General features: G+C 65.6%; 16 protein-coding genes and 1 tRNA gene. 9 read left to right on the top strand and 8 right to left on the bottom strand.

Features of this window, described 5'->3' with window-relative positions:
- Positions 1–2: 2 nt before the first annotated feature.
- From CYJ07_RS00645 to hemA, 6 genes are all read right to left on the bottom strand, one after another.
- Positions 3–1,295, bottom strand: coding sequence for an NAD(P)/FAD-dependent oxidoreductase (locus CYJ07_RS00645; RefSeq protein ID WP_104201733.1), 1,293 nt, complete (start codon positions 1,293–1,295; stop codon positions 3–5).
- A gap of 354 nt (positions 1,296–1,649) precedes the next feature.
- Positions 1,650–2,396 carry a HesA/MoeB/ThiF family protein gene (locus CYJ07_RS00640; RefSeq protein ID WP_104202019.1) on the bottom strand — a complete coding sequence of 249 codons (747 nt, stop codon included), beginning with the start codon at positions 2,394–2,396 and terminating at the stop codon, positions 1,650–1,652.
- 5 nt (positions 2,397–2,401) lie between these two features.
- The gene (locus tag CYJ07_RS00635; protein ID WP_104201732.1) at positions 2,402–2,902 is read right to left on the bottom strand and encodes an Lrp/AsnC ligand binding domain-containing protein; all 501 of its coding nucleotides are present in this window, start codon (positions 2,900–2,902) and stop codon (positions 2,402–2,404) included.
- 202 nt (positions 2,903–3,104) lie between these two features.
- Entirely contained in the window at positions 3,105–3,941 is an 837-nt protein-coding gene (prmC, locus tag CYJ07_RS00630; RefSeq protein ID WP_104201731.1) for a peptide chain release factor N(5)-glutamine methyltransferase, read from the bottom strand.
- Positions 3,941–5,029 (bottom strand): peptide chain release factor 1, encoded by a 1,089-nt coding sequence (gene prfA / locus CYJ07_RS00625; RefSeq protein ID WP_104201730.1) that lies wholly within the window; start codon positions 5,027–5,029, stop codon positions 3,941–3,943. The genes prmC and prfA overlap by 1 nt, the downstream gene beginning before the upstream one ends.
- Before the next feature lie 11 nt (positions 5,030–5,040).
- The gene (hemA, locus tag CYJ07_RS00620) at positions 5,041–6,306 is read right to left on the bottom strand and encodes a glutamyl-tRNA reductase (protein WP_104201729.1); all 1,266 of its coding nucleotides are present in this window, start codon (positions 6,304–6,306) and stop codon (positions 5,041–5,043) included.
- Between the two features lie 235 nt (positions 6,307–6,541).
- Here hemA and CYJ07_RS00615 point away from each other — a divergent pair, with 235 nt between their 5' ends.
- The 8 genes from CYJ07_RS00615 (at position 6,542) to CYJ07_RS00580 (ending at position 13,599) form a co-directional block, all read left to right on the top strand.
- Positions 6,542–8,302 carry a tetratricopeptide repeat protein gene (locus CYJ07_RS00615; RefSeq protein ID WP_331280916.1) on the top strand — a complete coding sequence of 587 codons (1,761 nt, stop codon included), beginning with the start codon at positions 6,542–6,544 and terminating at the stop codon, positions 8,300–8,302.
- A 17-nt stretch (positions 8,303–8,319) separates the two neighbouring features.
- Positions 8,320–8,940 carry a lipoprotein insertase outer membrane protein LolB gene (gene lolB, locus CYJ07_RS00610; protein WP_104201728.1) on the top strand — a complete coding sequence of 207 codons (621 nt, stop codon included), beginning with the start codon at positions 8,320–8,322 and terminating at the stop codon, positions 8,938–8,940.
- Between the two features lie 4 nt (positions 8,941–8,944).
- Positions 8,945–9,793: a 4-(cytidine 5'-diphospho)-2-C-methyl-D-erythritol kinase gene (ispE, locus tag CYJ07_RS00605; protein WP_104201727.1), complete on the top strand. Its 849-nt coding sequence runs from the start codon at positions 8,945–8,947 to the stop codon at positions 9,791–9,793.
- Positions 9,794–9,888: 95 nt separating this feature from the next.
- On the top strand, positions 9,889–10,830 hold the full coding sequence (locus tag CYJ07_RS00600; RefSeq protein WP_010629229.1) for a ribose-phosphate pyrophosphokinase: 942 nt from the start codon (positions 9,889–9,891) through the stop codon (positions 10,828–10,830).
- A 125-nt stretch (positions 10,831–10,955) separates the two neighbouring features.
- Positions 10,956–11,594 (top strand): 50S ribosomal protein L25/general stress protein Ctc, encoded by a 639-nt coding sequence (locus tag CYJ07_RS00595; protein WP_104201726.1) that lies wholly within the window; start codon positions 10,956–10,958, stop codon positions 11,592–11,594.
- An 83-nt stretch (positions 11,595–11,677) separates the two neighbouring features.
- Positions 11,678–12,259, top strand: a complete 582-nt coding sequence (gene pth / locus CYJ07_RS00590) for an aminoacyl-tRNA hydrolase (RefSeq protein ID WP_104201725.1) — start codon at positions 11,678–11,680, stop codon at positions 12,257–12,259.
- Positions 12,260–12,367: 108 nt separating this feature from the next.
- Positions 12,368–13,459, top strand: a complete 1,092-nt coding sequence (gene ychF, locus CYJ07_RS00585; protein WP_104201724.1) for a redox-regulated ATPase YchF — start codon at positions 12,368–12,370, stop codon at positions 13,457–13,459.
- A 63-nt stretch (positions 13,460–13,522) separates the two neighbouring features.
- Positions 13,523–13,599: transfer RNA gene (locus CYJ07_RS00580), tRNA-Met, on the top strand.
- Between the two features lie 51 nt (positions 13,600–13,650).
- On the opposite strand, the gene CYJ07_RS00575 is transcribed toward CYJ07_RS00580, so the two are convergent.
- The gene (locus tag CYJ07_RS00575; RefSeq protein WP_104201723.1) at positions 13,651–14,949 is read right to left on the bottom strand and encodes a M18 family aminopeptidase; all 1,299 of its coding nucleotides are present in this window, start codon (positions 14,947–14,949) and stop codon (positions 13,651–13,653) included.
- Positions 14,950–15,076: 127 nt separating this feature from the next.
- Here CYJ07_RS00575 and CYJ07_RS00570 point away from each other — a divergent pair, with 127 nt between their 5' ends.
- Positions 15,077–17,152 (top strand): carboxy terminal-processing peptidase, encoded by a 2,076-nt coding sequence (locus CYJ07_RS00570; protein ID WP_104201722.1) that lies wholly within the window; start codon positions 15,077–15,079, stop codon positions 17,150–17,152.
- A 9-nt stretch (positions 17,153–17,161) separates the two neighbouring features.
- Here the strand turns inward: CYJ07_RS00570 and CYJ07_RS00565 are convergent, their stop codons facing one another.
- On the bottom strand, positions 17,162–19,099 hold the full coding sequence (locus CYJ07_RS00565; RefSeq protein WP_104201721.1) for a metallophosphoesterase family protein: 1,938 nt from the start codon (positions 19,097–19,099) through the stop codon (positions 17,162–17,164).
- Positions 19,100–19,103 lie beyond the last annotated feature (4 nt).

The raw sequence follows: 19,103 nt of genomic DNA, 5'->3' as shown, positions 1-19,103 counted from the left end.
CGTTATAGTCGGTCGCGCAACTTGTAGAAATGGGTGGCCAGTACCAGCAGCGGCGTGCGCAACCGCTCGCCACCAGGAAAATGGCGGTGCGGCATGGCGGCGAAGACGTCGAAACGCTCGCTCTGCCCGGCGATGGCCTCGGCCATTAGCCGCCCCGAGAGACCGGCCAGCGCCATGCCGTGCCCCGAGTAGCCCTGGGCATAGTAGACGTTGGCGCCCAGGCGGCCGAAATCAGGTGCCCGGTTGAGCGTGATCGCCACATCGCCTCCCCAGCGGTAGTCGATACGCACCCCTTCGAGCACCGGAAACAGGCGCGCAATTTTTGCGTCCATGCGCTGCTGCAGGCCTCGGGGCTCGCGCCCATCGTAGCTGACTTCACCGCCATAGATCAGCCGCTTGTCCGCCGAAAGGCGGTAGTAGTCGAGAACGAAGTTGGCATCCGAGAGCGCATCGTTGCGCGGTAGCACCTGGGCCGCACGCGCTTCGCCGAGGGATTCGGTGGCGATGATGTAGTTGGCGGCACGCATGATGCGACCTTCCAGCTCCGGCAACAGGCGGCCCATATAAGCATTGGCCCCCACCACCACGAAATCGGCGGTGATCCTGCCGCGCTCGGTTTCCACCGTTGCCGGCTGACCGCGGCGGATGGTCCGGGCTGGGCTGCGTTCATAGATCGTCACACCGGCCCGCTGAGCGGCACGGGCCAGGCCCAGGGTATAGTTGAGCGGATGAAGATGACCGCCTTCGCGCTCATAGAGCGCACCCGGGTAGGCATCGGTTGCCACGCGCTCACGCAGCGCATCGCCCCCGAGCCAGGTCAGCGCCTCGTAGCCGTAATCGCGAGCCAGACGCTCCTGCAATTGCTGCAGTTCGCGTACGTGGCGCGGCTTCACCGCGGCATGTAGATAGCCCCAGGCGAGGTCACAGGGAATCGCATGCTGCTCGATACGCTCGGCGGTAAGGCGCACCGCCTCGCGGCTCATTTCCCACACCTCACGGGCGCGCTCACGCCCCAGCGCCTGCTCCACGGTGGAGATATCGGTGCCCAGACCGGGCAGTATCTGCCCGCCGCTGCGCCCCGAGGCGCCGAACCCCAACTCATGCGCTTCGAGCAGCACTACCGAGTACCCGCGCTCGGCCAGATGAAGCGCCGCGGAACAGCCGGTGATACCACCGCCTATTACGCAGACATCGGCGCGGTTTTCACCGCTCAGCGGCGGGCAGGGATCGAGCTCGACCGCTATGCTGTCGCGATAGTAGGAGGCGGGGCTATCGGGCGTTGTGGCACGGAACATTGCGCGCATCCCTGGGTTGGCGAGAGACCCTCCGGTGACTCGAATCATCAAGGTATCGGTCGGGTCCAGTCCCGACTAGTCTGGCATCAAACCAGCGCAAGATGTCAAGTATTCGATAACGGCGCCATCTAACCCAACCACCCCAACCGGCCCGTATCGATGACAGCGAAACGCATCAGTGGCGCCTCCCGGCGAACGCAGCTTTTCTGTCTTCACGGAAGTTTTCGACACGACCCGCGCCCGTAAGTGTCAATTAATCACCATCAGGGCAGCCCGCGACCGCATCGACCGCGGGCAGGGCTGCGGCGGACGTCAGCGGACGGACCGTAGGTTGGCGTCAGCCCGAGACAGGACTCACCGCGCGCAGACCGGGCAAGCCGGATCGCGCGGCACCTGATAGTGACGCCATTGTCCGCTCAAGCCGTCGAAAGTGGAGAGTCCCCGATGCGGCGTGCCGGCGCCGCTGAGCAGTTTGACCGCCTCGAGCGCCTGAAAGCTGCCGATCAACCCTACCAAGGGGGCCACCACACCGCTCTCGGCGCAGCGGAGCTCATCGTCGCCGCCCTCGCCGGGCGGATAGAGGCAGGCGTAGCAGGGCGAGTTGGCATCGCGCGGATCGAAAACCGCAAGCTGCCCGGAGAAGCGGATCGCCGCGCCCGAGACCAGCGGCACCCCGGCCCGGCGGCAGGCGGCATTGATCCCGTAGCGGCTGGCGAATCGATCGGTGCAATCGAGCACCAGATCGACCTGACCGACGGCGGCGTCCAACGCCTCGTCGGTCAGGTGTTCTTCCACAACGCGGATGTCACAGCCGGGGTTCAGCGCCAGCGCCGCCTCGCGGGCGGATGCCGCCTTGTTGCGCCCCAGGTCGCTCATGCCGTGAGCGACCTGGCGCTGCAGGTTGGAGAGCTCTACCTCGTCGGCGTCGGCCAGGGTCAAGTGTCCGACACCGGCGGCGGCCAGGTAGAGCGCCACCGGCGAGCCTAGGCCGCCGGCCCCGACCACCAGCGCACGCGAAGCCAGCAGGCGCTCCTGCCCCTCGATGTCGATCGCCTCCAGCATGATCTGTCGGCTGTAGCGCAGCAGTGCCTCGTCGTTCATTGCCATCACTTGCTCTCGAGTTCCTCGATGTCGGGTACGTAGAGCGAGAACTCCTCCTTGACCTCTTCCATTACCACATAGCTCTTGGACTCCTTCACGCCGGGAAGAGTCAGCACCACATCGCCGAGTAGCTGACGATACGCTGACATCTCGGGGATCCGGCACTTGAGAATGTAATCGAACTGGCCCGACACCAAGTGGCACTCCTGGATCTGCGGCAGTCGGGCCACGGCGCGACGGAATTCGTCGAATACTGCCGGCGACTGCGTCTCCAGGCTGATCTCGACGAACACCAGCAGGTTGGCCTTGAGCGAGCGAGGGTCGAGCACCGCCTTGTAGCCACGAATCACGCCGGACTTCTCCAGACGCTTGACGCGCTCCAGGCAAGGCGTGGTGGAGAGGCCAACCTGAGCGGCCAGATCGACATAGGAGATGCGGGCGTTCTCCTGCAAGCAGCGCAGGATCTTGAGATCGATTCGGTCGAGCGAGCGGGTCTTGGTTTTCATTATCGTGTCGGGGCAAGCCGGATCAGGTGAATGAAGTGTCGCCATGACAGCGGATCAGCCTGAAAAACAGCGGTTTTCGAGGATACTGCTGGTGTTCAGTCGTCCAAACATGCCGACAAATGGAAATATTTCCTGAACAGATGTACCACAGTGAGTGCCCGCCCTCCAGCCTCCACCTCAACGCAAGTTCAAGAACGCAGGCTCAGGGCCAACGTCCGTAGGTCACCCGCTCCCGGCCGCCAAGATCGCAGCGACTGGTCACCTCGATATAGCCCGCCTCGTGAAGCAGGGCTCGCACTACTGCCGCCTGTTCATGGCCATGCTCAAGGGCCAGCCAGCCGCCCGTCGCCAGATGGTGGCGCGCGCTGCGGATGATGTGGCGAAGATCGGCCAGCCCCGCGTCGTCCGCCACCAGCGCGCTTTTCGGCTCGAAGCGCACGTCGCCCTGCGTCAGATGGGGGTCGCGGGAGTCGATATAGGGCGGGTTGGCGGCGATCAGCGAGAAACGCTCGTTGGCCAGCGCGGAGAACCAGTCGCTGACGACGAAACGTGCACGGGCGATTCCCAGGCGGTGGGCGTTCGCCGTCGCCAGCGCCACCGCCTCGGATACGCGATCCACTCCGAGGCTTTCCCAGCCGGGGCGCTCGCTGGCGAAGGCCAGTGCAATGGCACCGGTTCCGGTGCCGAGGTCGAGCAGCCGTCCCGAGCCCCCGTGCGCCAACTCGAGCAACACTTCCACCAGCGTCTCGGTATCGGGCCGGGGAATCAGGGTCTGCGGTGAGGTGGTCAAGGCGAGCCCCCAGAATTCGCGCTCGCCGGTCAGGTAGGCCACGGGCTGGCCCGCCGCGCGCGCCGCCACCAGCGCCTCGAAGCGGGCCCGCTCAAAGGTTGGCGCGACGCGGTCACCCCAGGTATAGAGCCAGGTTCGATCGACCCCCAGCACGTGGCACAGCAATACCTCGGCATCCAGCTGCGGGCTGGGCGAACCGGCCCGCGATAGCCGTTCGGCGGCCCGCGCCAGCAGCGCATCGAGGCGCATCAGACTTCCTGCTGCAGGGCCGCTAGTTGGTCGGCCTGATGCTCGTTGATCAACGGCTCCAGCACCTCGTCGAGCTCGCCGGTCATCACCTCGCCGAGCTTGTAGAGGGTCAGGTTGATACGGTGGTCGGTCAGCCGCCCCTGGGGGAAATTGTAGGTGCGGATACGCTCGCTGCGGTCGCCCGAGCCGACCAGGCTGCGCCGCGTGTCGGCCTGCGTCTGCCGGCGGCTCTCCACTGCGCTCTGCTTGAGCCGAGCGGCCAGCAGCGACATCGCCTTGGCGCGGTTCTTGTGCTGGCTGCGCTCTTCCTGGCACTCGACCACTACGCCGCTGGGCAGGTGGGTGATACGGATCGCCGAGTCGGTAGTATTGACGTGCTGGCCGCCCGCCCCGCTGGAGCGGAAGGTGTCCACCCGCAGATCGTTGGGGTTGATGTCGATATCGCCGACCTCGTCGGCCTCCGGCATCACCGCCACGGTGCAGGCCGAGGTGTGGATACGCCCCTGGGATTCGGTGGCCGGTACGCGCTGCACCCGGTGGGCCCCCGACTCGAACTTGAGCCGGGCATAGACCCCTTCGCCTTTCACCCGCGAGATGATCTCTTTGTAGCCGCCCTGTTCGCCGTGACTGGCACCGATCACCTCGATCTTCCACCCCTGCTTCTCAGCGTAACGGGAATACATGCGAAACAGATCGCCGGCGAACAGCGCCGCCTCGTCGCCGCCGGTGCCGGCACGGATCTCGAGAAAGACGTTACGGCTATCGTCGGGGTCCTTCGGCACCAACAGCTGCTTGAGCCGAGTTTCCAGCGTCTCCAGACGCTCCCGCCCCTCCTCCAGCTCCAGCTCGGCCAGCTCGCGCATGTCGGCATCACTGTCGCCGGCGAGCTGCTCGGCCGTCTCCAGGTCCCCTTCGATCGAACGATAATCGCGCCAGGCCTCGACCAGAGACTCGAGTTCGGCGTATTCGCGGGAGTAGTCGCGGAAGCGGGGTTGATCGCCGATCACCTCGGGCTCCGCCAGCAGGGCGGCGAGCTCCTCGAAGCGCTCGACGAAACCATCGAGCCGCTGGCGCAGGGTCGCTTTCATGGCGTGTCCTGTCAGGATTTCGTTGAAGTTGAGTCCAGCAGCAGCGCCTCGGCGGCGCTGAGCAGGTCACGGCGCTCTCGACCCGAGGCCTCGCGCAGGGCTACCGTGGGTCGATGCAGCAAGCGGTTGGTGAGCTGATGGGCCAGCAAGCGAACCACTTCCTCGGGATCCTCGCCGCGGGCCAGCCGGGCCAGCGCCTGGCGCTCGGAATGTTCGCGCAGCTCCGAGGCCTGGTCGCGATAGCGCCGGATCAGCTCGCCGCCGCCGCGAATGCGACGCTCGTGCTGCCATGCGCTGACGCCATGCTCGATCAGTGATTCGGCCTGATCGGCAGCGACCTGGCGATGACGACGATTCTCGTCGATGACCTCGTTGAGGTCGTCGACCGTATAGAGGAAGACGTCGTCGAGATCGCCCACTTCCGGCTCGATGTCCCGCGGCACGGCAATGTCGACCATGAAGATCGGCCGATGGCGACGCTTCTTCAAGGCCCGTTCGGCCATGCCCTTGCCGAGAATCGGCAGCGGCGACGCCGTCGAGGAAATGACGATGTCCGAGCGCGCCAGGGCATCCGGAATTTCGTTGAGCGAGATCGCCTCGGCGCTGAAGTCGCGGGCCAGCAGGTCGGCACGCTCACGGGTGCGGTTGGCCACGATCATGTTGCGCACCCCGGCTTCGCGCAGGTGCCGCGCCACCAGCTCGATGGTTTCACCGGCGCCGATCAGCAGCGCCCGGGAGCGACTGAAGTCATCGAAGATCCGACTCGCCAGGCTAACCGCGGCATAGGCCACCGAGACTGGGTTCTGGCCGATACCCGTACGGGTACGCACCTGCTTGGCCACGGCAAAGGTATGCTGGAACAACCGCTCGAGCTCCCCCCCCAGCCCGCTGGTCCGGCGCGCCGCCTGATAGGCATCCTTGAGCTGGCCCAGTATCTGCGGCTCGCCCAGCACCATCGAGTCCAGCCCCACGGCGACGCGCATCAGGTGTCGGGCGGCATCGCCATCCAGGTAGTGATAGGCGCAGGCGGACAGCTCGTCCTGGCTCAGGCCATGGAATCGGCTCAGCCAGTCAAGGATCACGCGCTCGCCGCTCGGCCCGGTGACGCAGTAGAGCTCGGTCCGGTTGCAGGTGGACAGGACCGCGGCTTCTTGCACCTGGGGAACGTGGCGCAGCTCGGTCAGCGCCGTTTCAAGCTGCGCGGGGGTGAAGGCGACCCGCTCGCGCACTGCGATATTGGCCGTCCTGTGGTTGATTCCGAGGGCAAGAAGCGTCATGCGTTAAGTGTCTTCGCGTGATGTCGGCCGGCGGCACCATGGGTAATGAAATCCGCCACTGCGGCGCTGCATTCTATCACAGCCTGGGGCGCTCGGCGCCAGGCGCAAGGCTCCTGCCATTGACGTGCGACAAGCGTATCGCCGATCGCGCCGACCGAGCGACGCCACAGCGATCCCTTTGCCCCCGCGCCGCTAGCCGGTATGCTGACGGCTCGGGACACCGGATGAGATACGCATGCCCTCGATGCTGATACGCTTCTTGCGCCAGGGACTGGCACCGCTCGGCCTCGTCGTGCTGACGGGCTGCCAGGGCCTGCCCTCCTCGCCATTCGCCACGTCGAACGAAGACCCTCTCGCTTCCGCGCCACCCATTGAGCGCGGGCTCGACGCCGAAGGCCTGGCGACGCTGTTGACGGCCGAGCTCTCCGGTCAGCGCGGCGACTACCGGCGTGCCACGCTGGGCTACCTGGCCATGGCCGAGCGCTATGGCACGCCACGCCTGGCCGAGCGCGCCACGCTCGCGGCACGCTTCAGCCACGACCCCATGCTGCTCGAAGACGCCGTGCAGCACTGGAACGAGCTCGATCCCCGCGCCGAGGCCCCGCTGCGTTTGCTGGCCGGCCTGGCCCTGCAACGCGGCGACTGGGCCACGGCGCTCGACCGGCGCCTGGAGCTCGTCGCGCAAGGTGTCCACGCCGAACTGGCGCTGTTTGCCGAACTCGCGCTGGAGGCCGGCGTCGACCCTCTCCCCCTGCGCCAGCGTCTGGGAGTCTTTCTCGAGAACGAGGGACGCGAGACCTCTCCCCACTATCATGACGCCGCACTCGCCATGGCGATCTTTGAATCCGCCACCGGCCAGCGCCAGCAGGCCGAGCGTCGTCTCGACCGACTCGCCCGCAACCATTCCGAGCTACCCGAACTGTGGCTGACCCGCGCCCGCCTGGCACTCGAGTCCGCCAATCCGCGACAGGCTCGTGACGCCGCGAACCGCGGCCTGGAGATCTCGCCCGGCGACCCGCGCTTCCTGCTCCTGCTGGCCCAGGCCGAGCTTGAGCTGGGCAACGTCGAGGCCGCCGAGAGGCACACCTCGACCCTGCTCGACGAGCATGTGGGCGATCAAAATCTGCGCCTGTCCCTGGCTCGCCTCTATCTGGAGGACGGCCACCTCGAGGCCGCCCGCCGCCTGCTGCTGCCGATGGTCAGCGAGGACCAGGCCCCGCCCACCGCCTTCTATCTGCTCGGTCTCATCGCCGAGGAGGAGGGCGAGATCGATAACGCCCTCCTTTATTACCGCCAGGTGGCGCCCGGCAGCGACTTTCTCCGCGCACGACTGAGGGCGGCGCGCATGCTGATCGAGGACGATCGCCTGCTCGACGCCCGCGCCTTCCTGCGCATCGAACGCCTGCGCCACGAGTCGCGCTTCAGCGAGCTGGTCGCTCTGGAGGTTGAGCTACTCGACGAAGCTGGGCTCACCGCAGAGGCCGATGCGCTGCTCGATCGCGAACTGGCACGCACCCCCAACGACGAGCAACTGCTCTACCTGCGCGCCATGCGCGCCTGGGAGCAGGGCGACCTCGAGGCGATGGAGCGGGACTTGGGGCGCATCATCGAGGCCAACCCCGATCACGCCACCGCACTCAACGCCCTGGGCTATACGCTGGCGGATCTCGATATCGAGGATCGCCTCGACGAGGCCCGCCAACTGATCGAACGGGCCTACGAACTCGAACCCGGCAATGCCGCCATCATGGACAGTCTGGGCTGGGTCTACTATCGCCTCGACGAGCCCGAGCGGGCCCTGCCCTGGCTGGAGCGCGCCTATGCCGCCATGCCCGACCAGGAGGTCGCCGCTCACTTGATCGAAGTGCTGTGGGCGCTCGACCGCCGCGACGATGCCCGGCGTCTGCTCGAGGAAGCGCGACAGCGATTCGAACCGCACCCACGCCTCGACGAGCTGCTCCAGCGCGTGCCCGAACTGACTCCCGACACCCCTTAGGCCGACGAGATTCCGACATGCCACGCATTGCCCACCTGACACGCTGGCTCGCCGTGAGCCTGACCCTCGCGCTCTTGGCCGGCTGCGCCACGCCGCGAACGACGCCGGACGACTCACCCGATACCGATCGATGGGAAGCGCAGCGGGAGCGCGTGGAGGCGCTCGACACCTGGGTGTTGACCGGCAAGGCCGGGCTGCGAACCCCGCAGGAGACGACCAGTGCCAATCTCGACTGGAGCCAGCACTCTCATTATTACCGCATGCTCATCAGTGGCCCCTTCGGCAGCGGGCGCAACTTGCTGGAGGGACGCGAGGGTCGCTTTACCCTGACCAATGCCGAGGGACGCTTCGAAGCCGAGACGCCCGAATCCCTGATGCAGCAACAGCTCGGCTGGTCGCTGCCGGTCAGTTCGCTCGCCGACTGGATTCGCGGCCTACCCGCCGACCATAGCCGGCACCGGCTCGAACGCGATGACGCTGGCTTTCCGCAGCGCCTCGAACAGGACGGCTGGCGAATCGAATATCGCGACTGGACCGAAGTCGAGTCGCTGACGCTTCCCCGCCGGCTGGTGATGGAGTACGAGGACCTGCGCGTGACACTGGTGGTCACGGAGTGGCGCCCTGTCGTCGAGGAGTGAGTCGATGGTGGACCTGGCACTGCCGGCCCCGGCCAAGCTCAACCGCATGCTGCACATCACCGGACGACGTACCGACGGTTACCACGAGCTGCAGACGCTGTTTCAGTTTCTCGACCACGGCGACGAACTGCGCCTGCGTCGGCGCGACGATGGCGCCATTCGCCTGAGCCCGCCACTCGACGGCGTCGCCGACGATACCAACCTGATCGTGCGCGCCGCCCGATTGCTGCAGGCCGAGACCGGCTGCCCCCTCGGCGCCGATATCCATCTGACCAAGCGTCTCCCCATGGGTGGCGGCCTGGGGGGAGGCAGCAGCGATGCCGCCACCACCCTGCTCGGCCTCGACCGACTGTGGCAACTGGGGCTTCCGCTCGAGCGCCTGGCGGCGCTGGGCCTGTCGCTCGGTGCCGACGTGCCGGTCTTCGTCCATGGTCGTGCCGCCTGGGCCGAAGGGATCGGCGAGCGACTCACCGCAGTCGAACTCGACACCCCCTGGTTCGTGGTCGTTCACCCCGGTGTCTCGGTGGCCACCGCTGCGGTGTTCGGGGCGGCGCAATTGACACGTGACACCCCCCCGATTACCATGGCGCGCGCACTGCAGGGGGGAGCGCCCGGCTGGCGCAACGATTGCGAGCCGACGGTTCGGTCACTCTATCCGCGAGTCGCCGCAGCGCTCGACTGGCTTGGCGCACGGGCGCCGGCCATGCTGACGGGAACCGGTGCCTGTGTTTTCGCCCGCGTCGATACACAGGACGAGGCCCGGCGTATCGTGGCCGACCTGCCAGGCGACTATACTGCCTTCACGGCACGTGGCCTGAATCTCTCCCCACTACATGCTGCTCTGAATCGATGAGCATGGCGCCAACCGTGTGTCAGGCGACTCGTTGCGCTGACGACCGCGGGACTCATCGATGGCCGAGCCCCCCAACACTGCATAGGTGGATGCGCGTGTCTAAATTGATGGTTTTTGCCGGGAATGCCAATCCCGAACTCGCCCAGAAGATCGCCGAGAGTCTCGATACTCGCATGGGAAACGCCACGGTCGGGCAGTTCAGCGATGGCGAGATCGCGGTCGAGATCAACGAGAACGTTCGCGGCAAGGACGTCTTCATTCTGCAGTCCACCTGCGCGCCGACCAATGACAACCTGATGGAACTGATTCTGATGGTTGACGCCCTGCGCCGGGCCTCGGCCACACGGATCACGGCCGTGGTTCCCTACTTCGGCTACGCGCGTCAGGATCGCCGGGTGCGCTCCGCCCGTGTACCGATCTCGGCCAAGGTGGTGGCGGACATGATGGTCAAGGCCGGCGTCGACCGGGTCATGACTATGGACCTGCACGCCGACCAGATTCAGGGTTTCTTCGACGTCCCGGTGGACAACGTCTACGGGTCGCCGATCCTGCTCGATGACATCGAGCGCCAGAACTACGACGACCTGGTGGTGGTGTCGCCCGATGTGGGCGGCGTGGTTCGCGCCCGCGCCATCGCCAAGCAGCTCAATGCCGATCTCGCCATCATCGACAAGCGTCGCCCCCAGGCCAACCAGGCCCAGGTGATGCATATCATCGGCGAGATCGAGAATCGCACCTGCGTGGTGGTGGACGATATGATCGATACCGCCGGCACCCTGTGCAAGGCTGGCGATGCGCTCAAGGATCATGGCGCTCGCCGCGTGGTGGCCTATGCCACCCATCCGATCCTGTCGGGTCCGGCGGTGGAGAACATCACCGGCTCGGTGCTCGACGAAGTGGTGGTGACCGACACCATCCCGCTGTCCGACGTCGCGCGGCGCAGCGGAAAGATTCGCCAGCTCAGCGTGGCCGGCCTGATCGCCGAGGCGATCCGTCGTGTCAGCAACGAGGAATCCGTCAGCGCCATGTTCCACTGAGCGATTGGCTCGGTAGCGGCGCCGACATAGCGCCCCGCCAGATGAACTGCGCGGGGCTTTCGGGAACGACGGGGTCAGGTCGCGGGCCTCGTCGAATCCCTTTTCATCAAGCAAGAGGCAATACCATGTCCGATTTCACCCTCAACGCCAGCGTTCGTAACGACCTGGGGAAAGGTGCGAGCCGCCGCCTGCGTCGTGAGAACCTCCAGGTGCCGGCCATCGTCTACGGTGGCGAGCAGGCACCCCAACCGATCTCCGTCGAAAAAGCGGCCTTCTACAAGGCCATCGAGGATGAATCCTTCTTCTCGTCGATCATTTCGCTGGTCGTCGATGGCAAGAACGAGCAAGTAGTCGTGCGTGACCTTCAGCGTCACCCGTACAAGCCGCTGATCACCCATGCCGACTTCCTGCGTGTGGACGCCACTCACGAGATCACCATCAACGTGCCGCTGCACGTAGTGGGCGAAGAGACCTGCAAGGGCATCAAGGACCAGGGCGGCGAGCTGCACGTGCTCTCCAACGAAGTCCAGATCAGCTGCCTGCCGAAGGACCTGCCGGACTTCCTCGAGGTCGACATCAGCAACGTCGAGCTGGGCACTACCCTGCACCTCTCCGATCTCAAGCTGCCGGCCGGCGTGACCCTGGTCGAGCTGACCCACGGCGAGGATCATGACAATGCCGTGCTGAGCATCACCAAGCCCAAGACCCGCGGCGAAGCGGCGGAGGGCGAAGAAGGCGAGGAAGGCGAGGAGTCCGCCGAGTAATTCGCGCCATCGGGGCCGCCTGGTGGCGGCCCCTCTCGTTTCGATCAAGCGCTGCGGCGCTTGTTCTTGTTTGGAGACCCCGCATGCCCCAGGTCAAGGCGATCATCGGGCTGGGCAATCCCGGTGCCGACTACGCCGCCACCCGCCACAACGCCGGCGCCTGGCTGGTCGAGATCCTGGCCCGACAGGCCGGTAGCGAGCTGCGCCCCGAGAAGAAGTTCCTCGGCCTCTACGCCAAGGTCAGCCTCGACGGGCACGAGCTCCATCTGCTCGAACCCACCACCTACATGAACCGCAGCGGCGCCGCCGTGGCGGCCTTGTGCCAATTCTACAAGATCGCCCCCGACGAGCTGCTGGTGGCCCATGACGAGTTGGATATCCCGCCCGGCACCGCACGCTACAAGCAGGCCGGCGGCCACGGCGGGCACAACGGGCTGCGCGACATCATCAGCGCGCTGGGCGACAAGGCCTTCAATCGGCTGCGTATCGGCATCGGCCATCCCGGTGACGCGCGACAGGTTACCCAGTACGTACTGGGACGCCCCGGCAAGGCGGAACTCGCCGATATCGGCGCCGTCCTGGACGAGTGCCTGGCTACCCTGCCCCTGGTCGTAGCCGGCGAGTGGGCTCAGGCGATGAACCGCTTACATAGCTTCAAACCCTGAAAGGCGTCGCCGCTCACGACTGTAGCTCGTAGCTCGTAGCTCGTAGCTCGTAGCTCGTAGCAACGATAGAATAGCCGCCAATTTCTCACATGCTTTCAGGACAAATTCATGGGTTTCAACTGCGGTATCGTCGGCCTGCCCAACGTCGGCAAGTCCACTCTGTTCAATGCACTGACCAAGTCCGGCATCGATGCCGAGAACTTCCCTTTCTGCACCATCGAGCCCAACGTCGGCATTGTGCCGATGCCCGACCCACGGCTCGACAGGCTGGCCGAGATCGTGAAGCCGCAAAAGGTGATCCCCACCACCATGGAATTCGTCGACATCGCCGGGCTGGTGGCGGGCGCCTCCAAGGGCGAAGGTCTCGGCAATCAGTTCCTGGCCAACATTCGCGAGACCCAGGCCATCGCTCACGTGGTGCGCTGCTTCGACAACGACAACGTCATCCACGTGGCCAACCAGGTCGATCCGCGGGCCGACATCGAAACCATCAACCTGGAGCTGGCCCTAGCCGACCTCGACACCGTCGAGCGTGCTATCCAGCGCCTCGTTCGCGTGGTCAAGGGCGGCGACAAGGAGGCCATCGCCACCAAGGCGATCCTCGACCGCATCCAGCCGCACCTGGCCGAGGGTCAGCCGCTGAGAAGCTTCGGCCTCGACGATGACGAGAAGCGCCAGCTCAAGAGCTTCGGCTTTCTGACGCTCAAACCGACCATGTACATCGCCAACGTCAACGAGGACGGTTTCGAGAACAACCCCTACCTCGACGTGGTGAGCGAGATCGCCGTCGAGGAAGGCGCCGTGGTAGTGCCGGTATGCAACCAGCTGGAGGCCGAGATCGCCGAACTGGACGACGACGAGCGTGCCATGTTCCTCGACGAGATGGGCATGGAAGAACCCGGACTCGACCGTGTGATTCGCGCCGGCTACAAGCTGCTCGGCCTGCAGACCTATTTCACCGCCGGCGTGAAGGAAGTGCGTGCCTGGACGGTGAAGATAGGCGCCACCGCCCCGGAGGCTGCCGGCGTGATCCACACCGACTTCCAGAAGGGTTTCATTCGCGCCGAGGTCATCGCCTACGAGGATTTCGTCACCCTGGGTGGTGAACAGGGCGCCAAGGATGCCGGCAAGTGGCGGCTCGAAGGCAAGGAGTATGTCGTCCAGGACGGAGACGTGATTCACTTCCGCTTCAATGTGTAAGGGTTTCCAGAGCGGGAACCTTGACCTGACGAAGGCGAATCCGTAAACTTCGCCTCCGTGATTGGCTACGTAGCTCAGTTGGTTAGAGCACATCACTCATAATGATGGGGTCCCCTGTTCGAGTCAGGGCGTAGCCACCAAAGAATGAAAAAACCCGGCGCCTCCAGCGCCGGGTTTTTCGTGGTGACGACTCAGGCCAGCCGCGGACGGTTGACGAAGGCGACCAGTGCCCGCGTCAGGTGCTCCACGTCATGGCTGCCCGCAGTCTCGCGGATCGAATGCATGGCCCATTGCGGCACCCCCACGTCGAGCGTCGGCACGCCAAGCTCCGTGGCGGTGATCGGGCCGATGGTGCTGCCGCAGCCCATGTCAGCCCGAGTGACGAAGGTCTGCACCGGCACCTCCGCTTCGCGACACAAGTCGCGGAACAGCGCCGAGGTGGCGCTATTGGTGGCGTAGCGCTGGTTGGCGTTGACTTTGATCACCGGCCCGCCGTTGAGGGCCGGTCCGTGTGCGGCGTCATGCTTGTCGGTGAAGTTTGGGTGCAAGGCGTGGGCATTGTCGCAGGAGATCATGCGCGAGGCCTGAATCAGGCGAATGAAGCCCTCGTCTCCGGGCTCGCCGAGCTGAGCGTTGACGCGACGCAGCACGTCCGCGAGGAACGGTCCCTGGGCGCCGCTGGCACTGGCGCTGCCGACCTCCTCGTGGTCATTGGCGACAAGCACTGCGCCCTGGCTGCCGTCGCTCTCCAGCAGTGCCTCAAGGCCGATGAAGCAGGAGAGCAAGTTGTCCAGACGCGCGCTGGCCACCAGCTCGCCCTCGACGCCGACCAGCGCCGGAGGTTGCACATCGTAGAGTGCCAGCTCGAAGTCGAGGATCTCGGCCCCCGTGATGCCGTGTTGCGCTTCCAGCCAGCCCAGCAACAGCCGCTGCAGGTCGGCCTTGTCGCCGCCCTGCAGGAAGACGGGCGCCATCTGCGTCTGGGCATTGATCGGGCGACCCTGATTGACCTCGCGGTCGAGATGGATCGCCAGGCTCGGCACGATCGCCACCGGCCGCTCGACGTGCAGCAGTACGCCCTCGAGGCGACCATCGGCATGCCGCAGGTGGACCCGCCCCGCCAGTCCCAGGTCGCGATCGAACCAGGGGGCGAGCAGCGCGCCGCCATAGACTTCGATGCCAAGCTGCAACCAGCCCGCCGAGCTCTGGGCGGCGTTGGGCTTGAGTCGCAGTCCGGGGCTGTCGGTGTGGGCGCCGATCATGCGCAGCGCGTCGAGTCGCTCTCGCGGGAGCTGCAGCGCGACGACCGACGAGCCGTTGCGTGTCGCGTAGATCCGCTCACCGGGAGCGAGCTGCCAGGGCTCGGCCTCGTCCAGTCGCCGAAAGCCGGCGGCGTCGAGCCGTTCCGCCATGACCGCGACGGCGTGCCAGGGCGTGGGCGAACGATGCAGGAAATCGAGCAGGCGCTCGAGACGGGCTTCCCGAGACATGTGAATCCTCTTGAAGGGTCGTGGTTGACGCGATAGCTGCTACAATGCGCTGTCGGCCTTGGCAACTCGCAAGCGATGCGCTTGTCCTAGGGAAGGAAGTGTACACGAAACCGGGAGTGCTTCATTGATGAGCCTGTTAGTCGTTGTTCGGCGCTCAGCCAGCCTGCTGCTGGCGCTGCTGTTGATGGGCAGCCAGCTGGCGCTGGCGGAGATCCAACCCGGCGACACCCAGCGCCAGGCAGCGATGGAAGTGGCCGAATCGCTGCGCTATGGCCACTACGCGGACATCGCCCTTGATGACGGATGGTCGCGTCAGGCCTTCGAGCGCTACCTCGACGTACTCGACGGACAGCGCGCCTTCCTGCTCGAGAGCGATATCGATGAGTTTCGCCACCTCGAGGAGCACATCGACGACATGCTGATCGAGGGCGAAGTCGCCCCCGCCTATCAGCTCTATCAGCGCTATCACGATCGCGCCGAGTCGCGCTTCGAGTGGTTGCTCGCCGCTCTCGACGAGGGCCTCGAGTTCACCTACGAGACCGATATGCGCCTGGACCTGGATCGCCGTGAGGTGCCCTGGGCCGAGAGTGAAGCCGAACTCGATACGCTCTGGCACAAGCGGTTGAAGAACGCTGCGCTTACCCTGGACATCAGTGGCCAGGACGAGGAACAGATCGAATCCAATCTGCGCCAGCGATACGAGGGCCAGCTCGCCCGGCTGCGCCAGACCAACGGCGAGGATGTGTTCGGCCTGTTCATGGCGGCCGTGACCGGCAGCATCGACCCGCACACCGAGTACCTTTCCCCGCGTCAGGGCGAGTCTTTCGACATTCAGATGCGCCTGTCGCTGGAGGGCATCGGGGCGATGCTGCAGTCCGACGGTGAGTACGTGAAGGTCACCAGCCTGGTACCCGGCGGCCCGGCCGATCGTGCCGGCGTGCTCGAGCCCGCCGACCGCATCGTCGGCGTGGGCCAGGGGGACGAGGAAGAGGTCGTCAACGTGGTGGGCATGCGCCTGGACGAAGTGGTCGATCTGATTCGCGGCCCCAAGGGCACCGTGGTGCGCCTCGAGGTGGTTCCCGCCGAGGCCGTCGACATGACCCGCTCCCATGAGGTCGCGATCACCCGCGACACCGTCGACCTGGAGGAACAGGCGGCCAAGGGCGAGGTCATCGAGGTCGAGCGCGACGATGGCATCAAGCGCATCGGCGTCATCACCATTCCGGCGTTCTATGTCGACTTCGACGCCTGGCAGGCCGGCGCGGAGGAGTTCCGCAGCACCACCCGCGACGTGGCGAGCGAGATCGAGCGGCTCAAGCAAGAGGGCATCGACGGCATCATGCTCGACCTGCGCAACAACGGCGGCGGCGCCCTGCAGGAGGCCAACTCGCTGCTCGGCCTGTTCATCGATCGCGGCCCCACCGTGCAGGTGCGCGATGCGCGTGGACGCATCAGTCTCTATGGCGATACCGAGACCGGCACGCTCTACGACGGTCCGCTGGCGGTACTGGTCAACCGGCTGTCCGCTTCGGCCTCGGAGATCTTCGCCGGCGCCATTCAGGACTATGGCCGCGGACTGGTACTCGGCAGCGCCACCTTCGGCAAGGGCACCGTGCAGACCCTCAATGATCTGAGCCATGGCCAGATCAAGCTGACCCGGGCCAAGTTCTATCGCATCTCGGGCGAGAGTACCCAGCATCGCGGCGTGGAGCCGGACATCCTGTTTCCCGACATGTTCGACCCGGAGCGGATCGGAGAGAGCAGCCTCGACAATGCCCTCGAATGGGACACCGTCCAGGCCGTGCAGTACCGCCACTACGGCGAGCCTTGGGAGTACCTCGAGACCCTTCGCTCACGCCATCGCGAGCGGGCCGACTCTCACCCCAACTTCATCTATCTGCAGGAGCGCGTGGAACTGACCCGCCGCATGCGCGAGGAGCAAACCAGCGTTAGCCTGGATCGTGAACAGCGCCAGCGCGAAGTCGAAGCTCGCGACGCCGAGCAACTGGCCATCGAGAATCGTCGCCGCGAGGCCCTGGGCTTGGAGCCGCTCGATGAGTTGGCAGAGGCGCGCGAGGGGGAGACGGAAGAAATGGGCGAGGAGGAGGACGAGTCGGTGGAACGCGTCCAGGTCACCGAAGCCGCCGCCATCCTCGCCGACTATGCCGAACTGACCGAGCGGCGGCTGGCGGGCCGCTCCTGAGGTTCACCCCTACCCTTCTTCACCATGCGAACCGGGGAACCGGACATCGAACCCGCGGGCGTCCAGTTGACGAATGTCGATCGGACGCCCGCTCTCGTCGAAGTCGACCAACCCGATACCGCTGCCGTTCCATAGCCGCTCGCCAGCCCTGGCACGTTCGGGATCGCGGGGTCGAATTTCCAGCCGCCGACGCTGGGTAAACCAGTTGAGCGGCGAGCGCGGTGCGTAGAGCCAGCGATTGAGCCGATCGAACCAGTCCAGCAGCGTAGCGGGAAAAGCGTTCTTCACACCGCTCGAGGTGATTTGCCATAACCGCGGGCCATGCCGCCGCTGCCGAATGCGGATGTCGTAAGCGAATGAGTAATGCACATCGCCGGAAAGAATCACGTAGTTGCCCGGCGTACGTGCATGACGAAAGATGTTGAGCATCACACTCGCCGTGCCTCGGTGCGCCATCCAGTTCTCCGCATCCACCAGCAGCGGCTTGCCCACCAAGGTGAAAAGCTTCTGAATGCCTTCGATCAATTTGACGCCAAACATGGGTGCGGGTGAGACGATGATTGCAGCCGGTGCGTCGAGCAGATGCTGCTGAAGTTCCGTCAACGCCTCCCAGTCCATCAATCCCGAGGGACGACCTGGGCTGCGTTCACTACGCCAACGCCGGGTGCGGGTATCGAGCACCACGAGCAGCGGCGGTCCAGGCAGGCGGTACTCCCAGCCCTGGAAGCGCCGCAGGCACTCCAGGCAGGCATCGTGCTGCTCGCGCGGAAGCCAGCCCTCGCCGCTCTGCGTCTGCTCCAGCAGTTCACGACAGGCTGCCAGCAAGGGGGCGACACGATCGGGATCGTTTCCCCATCCCTGGCAGAGCAGATACCCCATCAGGGCATTGCCGATGATACGCCGCGACAGCGGATGACCATAAGCCGTCTGCTCCCAGTCCGCCGTCAGATTCCAATCATCCGAGACATCGTGATCGTCGAAAATCATCAGCGTCGGCAAGTGCGCCATCAACCGCGCACACCCGGGCAATCCGGTGACGAAGCGTTCGAGCGTGGCGCGCTGCGACGCATAGATCTCCGCATACTCGGGCGGGGGCCGAGCGATGTCCTCATCCCCGATCAGCCGCCAGGGCACCGGCGACCAGACCAGTAAGTACATCGCCATGACCTCGGCGAAGGTCATCAGGTGATTCTGTGCGTTGGCCGAGGTGAAGATCGGCTTGCGCTTCCCGCCGAAGAAGCGCTTGCGCAGCGCCGCCGTGCTCTCCACGTCGGGCAGCAGCGACTCGCGCCGATAAAGACCCAACTCGCTGGCATAGAGCGCCTGGCTATCGTCGACGGTGGCGCCTTCGAGCGGCTCGTCGAACAGCCCCAGGCGCCGGATCAGGGCGTGGATGGTGGTGAGCATGGGGCCGGCCACGTCATCTGCATACACCTGGTCGCCCGTCATCAACAGCCAGGCGGGCCACTCTTCAGCATGCTCGAAGCGCTCGGCCAGCCAGGCATCGGCGCGCACCAGTCCATCCGGGGCGTCATAGTGAGGCTTGCGACAGGAGCCGTGCAGCAGGCGATGGTGGCGCGGCGCAATCACGAAGCTCGGCCGCCGCGCCCCCGCATGCAGAAGATGTGCCGCCCATTCGTCGATTCCGCGCCGCCGCTCGCCCTCCAGGATCTGCAGATCGTAGTCGACATGCACGCCTCTCGGCAGCGGCGTGTCCAGGCGGACATCGATGAAGTGCAGCCAGGCATTTCGCCCCACTGGCACACGCTCCAGGCGCCGCTCGCCGAGCCGCAACCGCCGCGCGGATCGACCGCGCGGATGCAGGAGAAGAGTCAGCTCGAGGGGCCGTGAACCCACCAACCAAATGTTCAGCCGGTCGGTCTCGATCCGCCGCAGCAGCGGGCCGCAGAGCACGGCCGGCAGGGACGAGGCGAAGTCGCCAGGCATCACC

The sequence above is a fragment of the Billgrantia saliphila genome (assembly GCF_002930105.1).
Classification (GTDB): Bacteria; Pseudomonadota; Gammaproteobacteria; order Pseudomonadales; family Halomonadaceae; genus Halomonas; species Halomonas saliphila.
Note: the sequence above shows the minus strand (reverse complement) of the source record. Positions and strands in the feature narration are given on the sequence as shown.

Excerpts from the sequence above, each read along its gene's own strand:
- hemA (WP_104201729.1), bottom strand. The coding sequence starts at position 6,306 with ATGACGCTTCTTGCCCTCGGAATCAACCACAGGACGGCCAATATCGCA.
- CYJ07_RS00615 (WP_331280916.1), top strand. The coding sequence starts at position 6,542 with ATGCCCTCGATGCTGATACGCTTCTTGCGCCAGGGACTGGCACCGCTC.
- CYJ07_RS00640 (WP_104202019.1), bottom strand. The coding sequence starts at position 2,396 with ATGAACGACGAGGCACTGCTGCGCTACAGCCGACAGATCATGCTGGAG.
- prmC (WP_104201731.1), bottom strand. The coding sequence starts at position 3,941 with ATGCGCCTCGATGCGCTGCTGGCGCGGGCCGCCGAACGGCTATCGCGG.
- CYJ07_RS00595 (WP_104201726.1), top strand. The coding sequence starts at position 10,956 with ATGTCCGATTTCACCCTCAACGCCAGCGTTCGTAACGACCTGGGGAAA.
- prfA (WP_104201730.1), bottom strand. The coding sequence starts at position 5,029 with ATGAAAGCGACCCTGCGCCAGCGGCTCGATGGTTTCGTCGAGCGCTTC.
- ispE (WP_104201727.1), top strand. The coding sequence starts at position 8,945 with ATGGTGGACCTGGCACTGCCGGCCCCGGCCAAGCTCAACCGCATGCTG.
- CYJ07_RS00645 (WP_104201733.1), bottom strand. The coding sequence starts at position 1,295 with ATGTTCCGTGCCACAACGCCCGATAGCCCCGCCTCCTACTATCGCGAC.
- CYJ07_RS00635 (WP_104201732.1), bottom strand. The coding sequence starts at position 2,902 with ATGAAAACCAAGACCCGCTCGCTCGACCGAATCGATCTCAAGATCCTG.
- pth (WP_104201725.1), top strand. The coding sequence starts at position 11,678 with ATGCCCCAGGTCAAGGCGATCATCGGGCTGGGCAATCCCGGTGCCGAC.
- CYJ07_RS00575 (WP_104201723.1), bottom strand. The coding sequence starts at position 14,949 with ATGTCTCGGGAAGCCCGTCTCGAGCGCCTGCTCGATTTCCTGCATCGT.
- ychF (WP_104201724.1), top strand. The coding sequence starts at position 12,368 with ATGGGTTTCAACTGCGGTATCGTCGGCCTGCCCAACGTCGGCAAGTCC.
- CYJ07_RS00570 (WP_104201722.1), top strand. The coding sequence starts at position 15,077 with ATGAGCCTGTTAGTCGTTGTTCGGCGCTCAGCCAGCCTGCTGCTGGCG.
- lolB (WP_104201728.1), top strand. The coding sequence starts at position 8,320 with ATGCCACGCATTGCCCACCTGACACGCTGGCTCGCCGTGAGCCTGACC.
- CYJ07_RS00565 (WP_104201721.1), bottom strand. The coding sequence starts at position 19,099 with ATGCCTGGCGACTTCGCCTCGTCCCTGCCGGCCGTGCTCTGCGGCCCG.